The organism is Castellaniella sp. (genome assembly GCF_034007085.1).
Taxonomy (GTDB): domain Bacteria; phylum Pseudomonadota; class Gammaproteobacteria; order Burkholderiales; family Burkholderiaceae_B; genus Castellaniella.
Map to the genome: position 1 here is coordinate 1 of NZ_JAVERO010000097.1, position 8,444 is coordinate 8,444.

Annotated in this window: 11 protein-coding genes; 2 read left to right on the forward strand and 9 right to left on the reverse strand. The window is 65.2% G+C overall.

The genetic code is table 11. From position 1 onward, the window contains the following. Window positions 1-146: 146 nt before the first annotated feature. Entirely contained in the window at window positions 147-722 is a 576-nt protein-coding gene (locus RBR29_RS08815; RefSeq protein WP_320348674.1) for a molybdenum cofactor guanylyltransferase, read from the forward strand. 7 nt (window positions 723-729) lie between these two features. Here the strand turns inward: RBR29_RS08815 and glp are convergent, their stop codons facing one another. From glp to moaC, 5 genes are read right to left on the reverse strand one after another with little or no spacing between them, the layout of a single operon-like run. Continuing rightward, window positions 730-1,938, reverse strand: coding sequence for a gephyrin-like molybdotransferase Glp (gene glp / locus RBR29_RS08820; RefSeq protein ID WP_320348675.1), 1,209 nt, complete (start codon window positions 1,936-1,938; stop codon window positions 730-732). 9 nt (window positions 1,939-1,947) lie between these two features. After that, entirely contained in the window at window positions 1,948-2,472 is a 525-nt protein-coding gene (locus RBR29_RS08825; RefSeq protein ID WP_320348676.1) for a molybdenum cofactor synthesis domain-containing protein, read from the reverse strand. Further along, window positions 2,469-2,939: a molybdenum cofactor biosynthesis protein MoaE gene (locus RBR29_RS08830; RefSeq protein WP_320348677.1), complete on the reverse strand. Its 471-nt coding sequence runs from the start codon at window positions 2,937-2,939 to the stop codon at window positions 2,469-2,471. The genes RBR29_RS08825 and RBR29_RS08830 overlap by 4 nt, the downstream gene beginning before the upstream one ends. A 14-nt stretch (window positions 2,940-2,953) precedes the next feature. After that, window positions 2,954-3,208 (reverse strand): MoaD/ThiS family protein, encoded by a 255-nt coding sequence (locus RBR29_RS08835; protein WP_320348678.1) that lies wholly within the window; start codon window positions 3,206-3,208, stop codon window positions 2,954-2,956. Continuing rightward, on the reverse strand, window positions 3,186-3,680 hold the full coding sequence (moaC, locus tag RBR29_RS08840) for a cyclic pyranopterin monophosphate synthase MoaC (protein ID WP_320348680.1): 495 nt from the start codon (window positions 3,678-3,680) through the stop codon (window positions 3,186-3,188). Before moaC ends, RBR29_RS08835 begins: the two co-directional genes overlap by 23 nt. Window positions 3,681-3,785: 105 nt before the next feature. Here moaC and RBR29_RS08845 point away from each other — a divergent pair, with 105 nt between their 5' ends. Then, window positions 3,786-5,183 carry an MFS transporter gene (locus tag RBR29_RS08845; protein ID WP_320348681.1) on the forward strand — a complete coding sequence of 466 codons (1,398 nt, stop codon included), beginning with the start codon at window positions 3,786-3,788 and terminating at the stop codon, window positions 5,181-5,183. Here RBR29_RS08845 and RBR29_RS08850 read toward each other — a convergent pair. The 4 genes from RBR29_RS08850 to RBR29_RS08865 form a co-directional block, all read right to left on the reverse strand. Further along, window positions 5,169-6,059, reverse strand: coding sequence for an EamA/RhaT family transporter (locus RBR29_RS08850; protein ID WP_320348682.1), 891 nt, complete (start codon window positions 6,057-6,059; stop codon window positions 5,169-5,171). The genes RBR29_RS08845 and RBR29_RS08850 overlap by 15 nt on opposite strands. After that, on the reverse strand, window positions 6,047-7,033 hold the full coding sequence (bioB, locus tag RBR29_RS08855; RefSeq protein ID WP_320348684.1) for a biotin synthase BioB: 987 nt from the start codon (window positions 7,031-7,033) through the stop codon (window positions 6,047-6,049). Before bioB ends, RBR29_RS08850 begins: the two co-directional genes overlap by 13 nt. Window positions 7,034-7,535: 502 nt before the next feature. Then, a complete protein-coding gene (locus tag RBR29_RS08860) occupies window positions 7,536-7,781 on the reverse strand; it encodes a DUF2274 domain-containing protein (protein WP_320348685.1) in 246 nt (81 codons plus the stop codon). Further along, window positions 7,778-8,444: TrbI/VirB10 family protein (locus RBR29_RS08865; protein WP_320348687.1), on the reverse strand; the 667-nt coding region annotated here is incomplete at its 5' end. The genes RBR29_RS08865 and RBR29_RS08860, both read right to left, overlap by 4 nt.

Consider the following 8,444-nt stretch of genomic DNA (forward strand, 5'->3'; position numbering starts at 1 on the left):
GATACTTCGTGCCTGTCGAATCCGAGCCGCTTGCAAGCGGCGAGGTGGAGGGATGCAACGGGTGAAGATACTTCGTGCCTGTCGAATCCGAGCCGCTTGCAAGCGGCGAGGTGGAGGGATGCAACGGCTTGAGGTTGCCACGGGTGATGTTTGACGGTCTGATCCTGGCGGGAGGCCAGTCCCGGCGCATGCGCACGGCCGACCAGCCGCACGCCGACAAAGGACTGATGCACTGGCATGGCGAACCGTTGGTTGCCCATGCCTGCCGTTTCCTCAAGACCCAGGGGTCAGAAACCCTGTGGATCAGCGCCAATCGGCATCCGGACGATTACGCAGCGCATGGCGTGGTGGTGCGGGACGATCCCGCCTACGCCGAGTGTGGCCCCTTGGCGGGCGTACTGGCAGTCCTGAGGCGAACGCGGGCCCCCTGGCTGTTCGTGCTGCCGGTGGATGTGCTGCGTTGGCCCAGTGACCTGGGTGCGCGTCTGGGCGCTGCAGCCCGGGTCGATCGCCCGGCCTATGCGCGCACACCTGGCGGACCGCAGCCGCTGTGCCTGATGGTGCACCGCGATCTGGCCGATGGGCTGCAGATGTTTCTGGATGCAGGCGGCCGCCAGGTTCAGGGCTGGTTGCGGTCCTGTGGCGCGACCGCTGTCGATTTCCCTGATGCCGACGCCCTGGTCAATCTGAATACTCCCGAGGATTGGGCGCGTTGGCAGTGAACCGGCCCTAGACCAGCCAGTCCGACAGCGCCATCCAGTCGACTTCCGCGCCGGATTCCAGTCGTGTCCCGGCCGGGATGCGCGCCAGGCCGTGGGCCCAGGCCAGGCTGCTGAGGGCGCCCGAGCTTTGTTGCGTGTGCAGGGTCAGCACGGGCAGGCCGCTGGCGCACTGCACCGCCTGGATGCGCAGGAAATCGTCGCGTTCTCCGCCGACAGGGCGGGGGGTATCCAGGATGCCGCGCCGGATCGGGGGCAGCACATTGCGTTGGCCCTGCAGGCCCCGGATCAAGGGGCTGACCAGCAGCGTGAACACGACAAAAGCCGAGACCGGGTTGCCCGGCAGACACACCAGCGGGCGGCCGTTGAGTTCGGCCAGGGCGACTGGCTTGCCTGGTTTCATGCGCACGCGCCACAGGTCCAGCGTGCCGCCCAGGGCCTCGATGGCGGGTTTGACCAGGTCCTTCTCCCCGACCGACGCCCCTCCTACACTGAGCACCAGATCGCAGGACTCGTTCAATTCGGCCAGGGCGCGGCGGGTCGCTTCCGCATCGTCACGGACGTGGCGCAGTACCGGGGCCGCTGTGCCCAGTCCGCCGCACAGGCTGGCGAGCATGGGCGCGTTGGAATTATGGATGGCGGCCGGAGGCAGGGGCTGGCCGGGGGGGATGAGTTCGTCGCCGGTGGTCAGGATGCCGACCTTCAGGCGGGGAAAGACGGGCGCCCGGTCGTATCCCTGGGACGCCAGCACGGCCAGATGGCCGGCGCCCAGGCGGATGCCCTGGGTGAGCACTGTCTGTCCCGTTTGCATGTCTTCGCCCCGGCGGCGGATGTGCTGCCCGGGGCGGGGCGGGGCCAGGACGGTGACCTGACCGTCGTTTTCGCGGCAGTCTTCCTGGATGACGACCGTGTCGGCGCCTGCCGGGATCACGCTGCCGGTGAACAGGCGGATGGCCTGGCCGGGCAGCAGGGGGTCGGGCGCCTGGCCGGCGAAACAGCGCTGCTGGACTGGCAGCATGGCGCCGGCGGTGGCGGCATCGGCGGCCCGCAGCGCATAGCCGTCCATGGCGCTGTTGTCGGCGGGGGGCAGGTCCAGACTGGCGACGATGTCCTGGGCCAGCACACGGCCATACAGGGCATCCAGAGGCAGGGTTTCGTGATGGTCGGGGGCGTGTCCGCGCGCTGCCAGGCGGGCCTGGGCTGTGTCGAAATCAAGCATGATCGGGGTCTAATCGGATGGTGCGCGGTAGGTGCTGGCGAAGTTGCAAGGACGCTGGCGGCTGTCGAGTTGGGATAGCAGGATTTTTTCCCAGGCCAGCCGGCAGGCGCCCGTCGAGCCGGGCAGGCAGAACACCAGGGTGTCGTTGGCCGTGCCGCACAGGGCATCGGATTGCAGGGACGAGGCACCAATGTCCAGCCAGGACAGATGACGGAATAGTTCGCCGAAGCCGGGCACGATCTGGTCGAGCAGCGGCGTGACGGCGGGGATGGTGGATTTGCCGTGGGAGAAGCCCGTGCCGCCGTTGCACAGGATGACCTGGATGTCAGGGTTGGCGATCCAGTCGCTGAGCACCTGGCGGATCCGGTAGCGGTCGTCGGGGCACAGCGCGCGGGCCTGCAGGATGTGACCGGCCTCGGTCAGGGCATGGGCCAGGTAGTCGCCGGTCGAATCTTCGGCTGCCGTGCGTCGGCTGGAAATCGTCAGTACCGCGCAGTGCAGGTGGACAGGGGGCAAGGTGGGATCGGCCTTCATGGTGTTTCCTGGGGGTGGTCCCACTGGGCGGTTTTTGCTGCGTCGGCGGCGCGCTGTTCGACCCAGAACGCGCGGCCATCGGCCAGGGTTTCACGTTTCCAGAAGGGGGCGCGGGTCTTGAGGGCATCGATGATGTATTCACAGGCCTGGAAGGCCTGGCCCCGGTGGGTGGCGGCCACACCGACGAAGACGATGGGGTCGCCCAACGGCAGTTCGCCGACCCGGTGGACGACCAGGGTGTCCAGGACATCCCAGCGCTGTTTCGCATGATCGCACAGCGCCTGGATCTCGCGTTCGCACATGCCTGGGTAGTGTTCCAGGAACAGGCTGTGGGACCCGGCATCGGGGCTGTAGTCGCGCACCATGCCCAGGAAGTGCACCAGGGCGCCCGCGCGGCTGCCTGCGCGGTCCTGCAGCTGTTTGGCCAGTTCGGCGGCCTCGAAACGTTCGGTCTGGATGCGGATCATGATCCGTTGTCTGCCTAGCCGCCGGTGACGGGTTCGAACACGGCCACCTCGTCGCCCGGTTGGATCATGGCCGTGCGACTGGCGTGTTCCTGGTTGATGGCAAGCCTGAGGCGGGTCGAGGAACCCAGCGCGGGGCAGCGTGCCGTCAGGGCATCCAGCCAGTGACCCGCCTGGACGGGACCATCGAGCGGCAGGATCTCGCGCCGCAGACCCATGTGTTCTGCGACCTGGGCGAAATACAGGACCTCAATCGTTGTGCCAGTCGCCACTTTTGCCTCCGGTTTTGCTGAGCAGGCGTACCTGCTCGATGACGATGCCCTTGTCGGCGGCCTTGCACATGTCATAGACCGTGAGAGCGGCGACCGAGCAGGCGGTCATGGCTTCCATTTCGACGCCGGTCTGATGACAGGTGCGGCTGGTGGCGCGAATGGTCAGCGTACGGCTGGATTCATCGGCCGTAAAGTCCACCCCGACGAAGCTGAGCGGCAGGCTGTGGCACAGTGGGATGAGTTCGGCGCAGCGTTTGGCCGCCAGAATGCCGGCGATGCGGGCTGTATTCAGGACCTCGCCCTTGGCATTGGCCTGGGCGGACAGCAGGCCCCAGGCGTGGGCGTTCAGGCGCACCCGGCCTTCGGCCACGGCGGTGCGGTCGGTCGGGGCCTTGGCGCCGACATCGACCATGCGGACCTGGCCGTTTTCGTCCAGGTGGCTGAGAGTGGGGGAAAGGTCGGTCTCGCTCATGGCCCTATGATAAACGAGGACGCCGCCGTGCGGGCTGTGCCGCTGCTATCATGGTTGCTTGTGGGCAATGCCGGATGCTGGCGCCGCCCCCGACCGGATTTCCGCATGGCCAAGACGATCGGCGCATTCTTTTCCCTGTACCTGGCGACCCTGATCCTGTTGCTCAGTTCAGGGCTGTTCAATACCTACCTGAGCCTGCGGCTGACGGCGCTGTCCGTGTCCGAGGTCTGGGTCGGGGCGATGATCGCTGCCTACTATCTGGGCCTGGTGCTGGGTGCGCGGATCGGGCATCGCCTGATCATCGGTGTGGGGCATATTCGCGCCTACGCGGCCTGCGCGGCGCTGGTCACGATCACGGTGCTGGTGCTGCTCCTGACCGAGGACCTGTGGGTCTGGCTGGCATTGCGCTTTGTCGCGGGCATTGCCATGGTCAGCCTGTTCATCGCCATCGAAAGCTGGCTCAACGAGCAGACTGAAAATGCTTCGCGGGGGACGGTATTCGGTTTCTACATGGTGGCGTCCTGCCTGGGTACCGTGCTGGGCCAACTGGCCGTGGGGCTGTTTCCGACGCTGGATACGGATCCGTTGGTGTTCGTGGCGATCTGCAGCGTGCTCAGCCTGATCCCGGTGACGCTGACGCGGCGCCTGCACCCGGCGCTGCAGGTGCCGGCGCCATTGTCCCTGCGCTATTACGTGGCGCGCGTGCCGCTGTCCCTGACCGTGCTGTTCCTGGCGGGCATGTTGACCGGCGCGTTCTATGGCCTGGCCCCTGTATACGGTTTGCAGCACGGCATGGACAATCACCAGGTCGGGGTGTTTCTGGCGGTTTCCGTGGCGGCGGGGCTGGTGTTTCAGTGGCCCCTGGGCTGGCTGGCCGATCACATGAGCCGGGTGCGGCTGATTCGCCTGGGTGCGTTGCTCCTGCTGTGCCTTGGGGCTCCTTTGTGGGGCTGGTATGCGTTCCCGTATCCCGTGCTGGTGGTCTTTTCCGGCGTGCTGGGGATCATTCAATTCACGCTCTATCCCTTGGGGGCGGCCTTTGCCAATGACAACGTCGATCCCGAACGGCGGGTCGGCCTGAGCGCCCTGCTGTACATGGTTTATGGTCTGGGAGCCTGTCTAGGGCCCTTGGTGGCGGGTGGGCTGATGCGCGTCTGGGGGGCGGATGTGTATTTTGTGTTCGTATCGGCCTGCGCGGCCTTGCTGGTCGTGCTCATCCGTGAACGCAGCGTCAAGGGCACGCACCGCAGCGAGGATGCGCCGACCCAGTTCGTGCCCATGGCCGACACCTTGCAGAATTCCAACGTGATGGCGGTGCTGGATCCGCGTGTCGATCCGCAGCGCGACATTTCGCACGATCCGGTGATCGATGACCCCCTGGCGGCGCCCGCTGCGCCGGAACCGGAACTGGAACCGGAACCTAAGCCCGCACCGGAACCTCAACCAGAGCCCGCGCCTGGGCTGGGGCCGGTTCCGGCGCGGATGGCCTCAGCGGGGGAATAACAGCACGATCGCACCCAGGGCCAGGCCGATGCCCAGGATGTTCACGGCATTCAGGCGTTCGCGGAACAGGCCTGCGCCCACCAGGGTGCCGATCGAGATCACGCCGATGTTCATGGCGGCAAACACCAGGGTGGGATTGTCCGGAAAGGTCTGGTGTGCCCGGATGTAGCAGTAGATGTTGCCGAAATTCAGCCCGCCCAGCAGCAGTCCTGACGCTAGGCTGCGAGCGTGCCAGCGGGTGCGGCGGGCCAGCAGCCATAGCCCCATCAGCAGACCGGCGAGCGTGAAGCTCAGCAGCAGGCTGCCGGTGAAACCGGCGCCGATTCGCGCCATCTGCTTGAACAGGATGTCGATGCAGCCATAGCCGAGCCAGACGCCCAGCAGCACCTGCCAGCCGCGTGCCGCAGTGCCTCGTGCTTCGTCATCGGATATCGTCTCTCCGGGGGTGGGCGTCGCGGCCGCCGTTCGGGGGCGTGCCAGCAGGCAGGCCAGTGCGCACAGTGCCAGGGCAATGCCGAAGGCCTTGCGCATCGATACGGCTTCGTGAAACACCAGGAAAGCCGCCAGGATCGGCAGGATCAAGGACAGACGCTGGGCGGTATCGCTGCGCACGATGCCTGCCCGGCGCACGGCGGCCGCCATGATCAGGAACACGCTGGGCAGCAGCACCCCCAGCAGGCTCAGGATCAGCCAGGCAGCGGGGGATTGATCGAACAGCGTATCCAGGGGCGGACGCAGCAGCCACAGGCACAGCCCCACCGCCGTCGCATAATTCACTGCGATGGCCTGATCGATGTGGATGCGGCTGCGGCGGGCCAGCTTCAGGAAGATCGAGACGGCGACACTGAAGGCAATGCTGAGAATCAGGGTGTGCATGATTCGGCCTCCGGCATCGGCACCAGCCCCAGGCGCTCGAACAGCCGGGCATCCGCGCTTGCCTGGGGGTTTGGCGTAGTCAGCAGGCGATCACCATGAAAAATGGAATTGGCGCCCGCCATGAAGCACAGGGCCTGGGTGCTGTCGTGCATGTTCTCGCGGCCTGCCGAAAGCCGCACCACCGCGCGCGGCATGACGATCCGGGTGACTGCGATCGTGCGCACGAATTCGATCGGATCCAGGTCGGGTGCCTGGGCCAGGGGCGTGCCTGGCGCTTTCACCAATTGGTTGATGGGTACGGATTCCGGATAGGGGTCCAGGCTGGCCAGGGCCGCAATCAGGCCAGCGCGGATCTGACGCGATTCCCCCATGCCGACAATGCCGCCGCAACAGACTTTCAGACCGGCACTGCGTGCGCGCTGCAGCGTGTCCAGCCGATCCTGAAACGTACGGGTGCGGATGATTTCGCTGTAATGTTCTGGCGCGGTGTCCAGATTGTGGTTGTAGTAGTCCAGTCCGGCAGCCTTCAGGCGTTCGGCCTGGCCGTCTTTCAGCATGCCCAGGGTCACGCAGGTTTCCAGACCCAGCGCCTTGACGGCCTGCACATGCTCGATCACCTGGTCCAGCTGGCGTTCGGTTGGTGAGCGCCAGGCCGCACCCATGCAGAATCGTTGCGCGCCTGCATTCCGGGCCTTGCGCGCCGCCTCCAGCACTTGTTCCAGCGGCATCAGTGGCTGCGCATCCACTTCGGTCTGGTAGCGCGAGGATTGTGGGCAGTAGGCGCAGTCTTCGGGGCATGCGCCGGTCTTGATCGACAGCAGGCTGGATTGCTGAACGGCGTTGGCCGGGTGGTGCGCCCGGTGCGTCGTCTGCGCGCGCAGCAGCAGGTCATTGAAGGGCAGGGCGAACAGTTCCAGGATCGCCTGGACCGACCAGGCGGGCTCCAGGGTTTCGTGACGGACGCGGGCGTGCATGGTGGACTCCGGGATGAAAACAGTCCGGATCGTAGGCGCTTGATTGCTTGTTCGACAAGGCGACAAGATCACTCAATCAACGTTTAAAATGCATTAAAAAGCGCTATTTATATTCTAATTTCGCAATATTGATATCTGTGGCCGAGGCTTGGGATGCGATCTTGGCCCAAGACCCAAGATGTAAGGAGTTGTGTTTTTCCGTGGTCCCAGCGATACGGCTGGGTCGAGCTGGAATAAAAAATGTCCGCTGTCAAGTCGTTAGTGCGGACATGCAACGGTACGAAAGGTCTTGTGGGGCAATAGGTTAGGCCAGATTTCGGCCTCGGTGTGCTCTTACCGCGTTTTGAGCTAGGTGCCGCATAGGCGCTTCGCGGTAGCAAGCCTAGGAGCGGCGGAGCGGGCAAGGTCGCACCGCCATCATACGCAAGCCACCGCTCAAAGCGAAAGCGCAGCCCTTGGGCTGCGCTTTCATCGTGGGCGGATGGTAGAGGCGTCCGCATCGTCAATTCGGCTTCGGCGGGGTAGCCTTGCCTGCCCCTCCTTTTCTGAATCCCCGATCCCCCGCCATGAACGCTTCCAGCATGTGCGGGATCAGCGTCGCCGCATCGACTGCCTCGCCATACGCCTGCGCGTGCAGCGCGGCGTAGCGGTCGAGGTCGGTTTTAAGACTGGCCGGGCAGGCAAAGGTGAGCTTGACGCTTTCGGTCTTGGGCAGCGGCCCCAGCCGCAGCTTCTTGGTTGTGCTCATCGTGAAGTCCCCCGATTGAAGAACAGCGGCTGGTACGGCCGCAACACCAAGTCGCGGTTGACGATGATCCGCACCGGCAGGCCGGGCCGTTGGGTCAAGGTGGGCTGGATGTTGAGGTTGCGCCGGGTCACTTCCTGGCCGATTTGATTCACCGTGTCCTGCAAACTGTCACGCCCGGCGATGATGACGCGATCGCCATCTTGTCGATTCTCCGGCGCGGCCAGTTCGGCGCCGACGCCCAGCAGGGTCGTCAGCGCCGCACCGGCAAAGATGCGGCCCCAGTGGTAGTCCACATCGTCTTCCAGGCCGGCATAGCCGGCCGGATCTGCGCCGGCCAGATTGTCGAGCGTCAACGAAGACGTGTCCGGCAGAATGATCCGATTCCAGACGACTTGAACGCGGCTCTGCCCGTAACTGACCTGGCTGTTGTATTTGCCCAGGATGCGCGAACCCTGCGGGATCAGCAGGAAACGCCCGGTGGCCGTGTCATAGACCGGCTCTGTCACAGTGGCGATCACGTCGCCGGGCAAGTCCGACTTGATGCCCGTCACCAGCGCTCCGGCAACCACCGTTCCGGCCATGACCTGATACGGCGAAGCCGGCAGGGTCAGGTTGCCGGAATTGCGGGTTTCCGTAGAGCCGCCTTTCAGGAAAGCCTCCTTC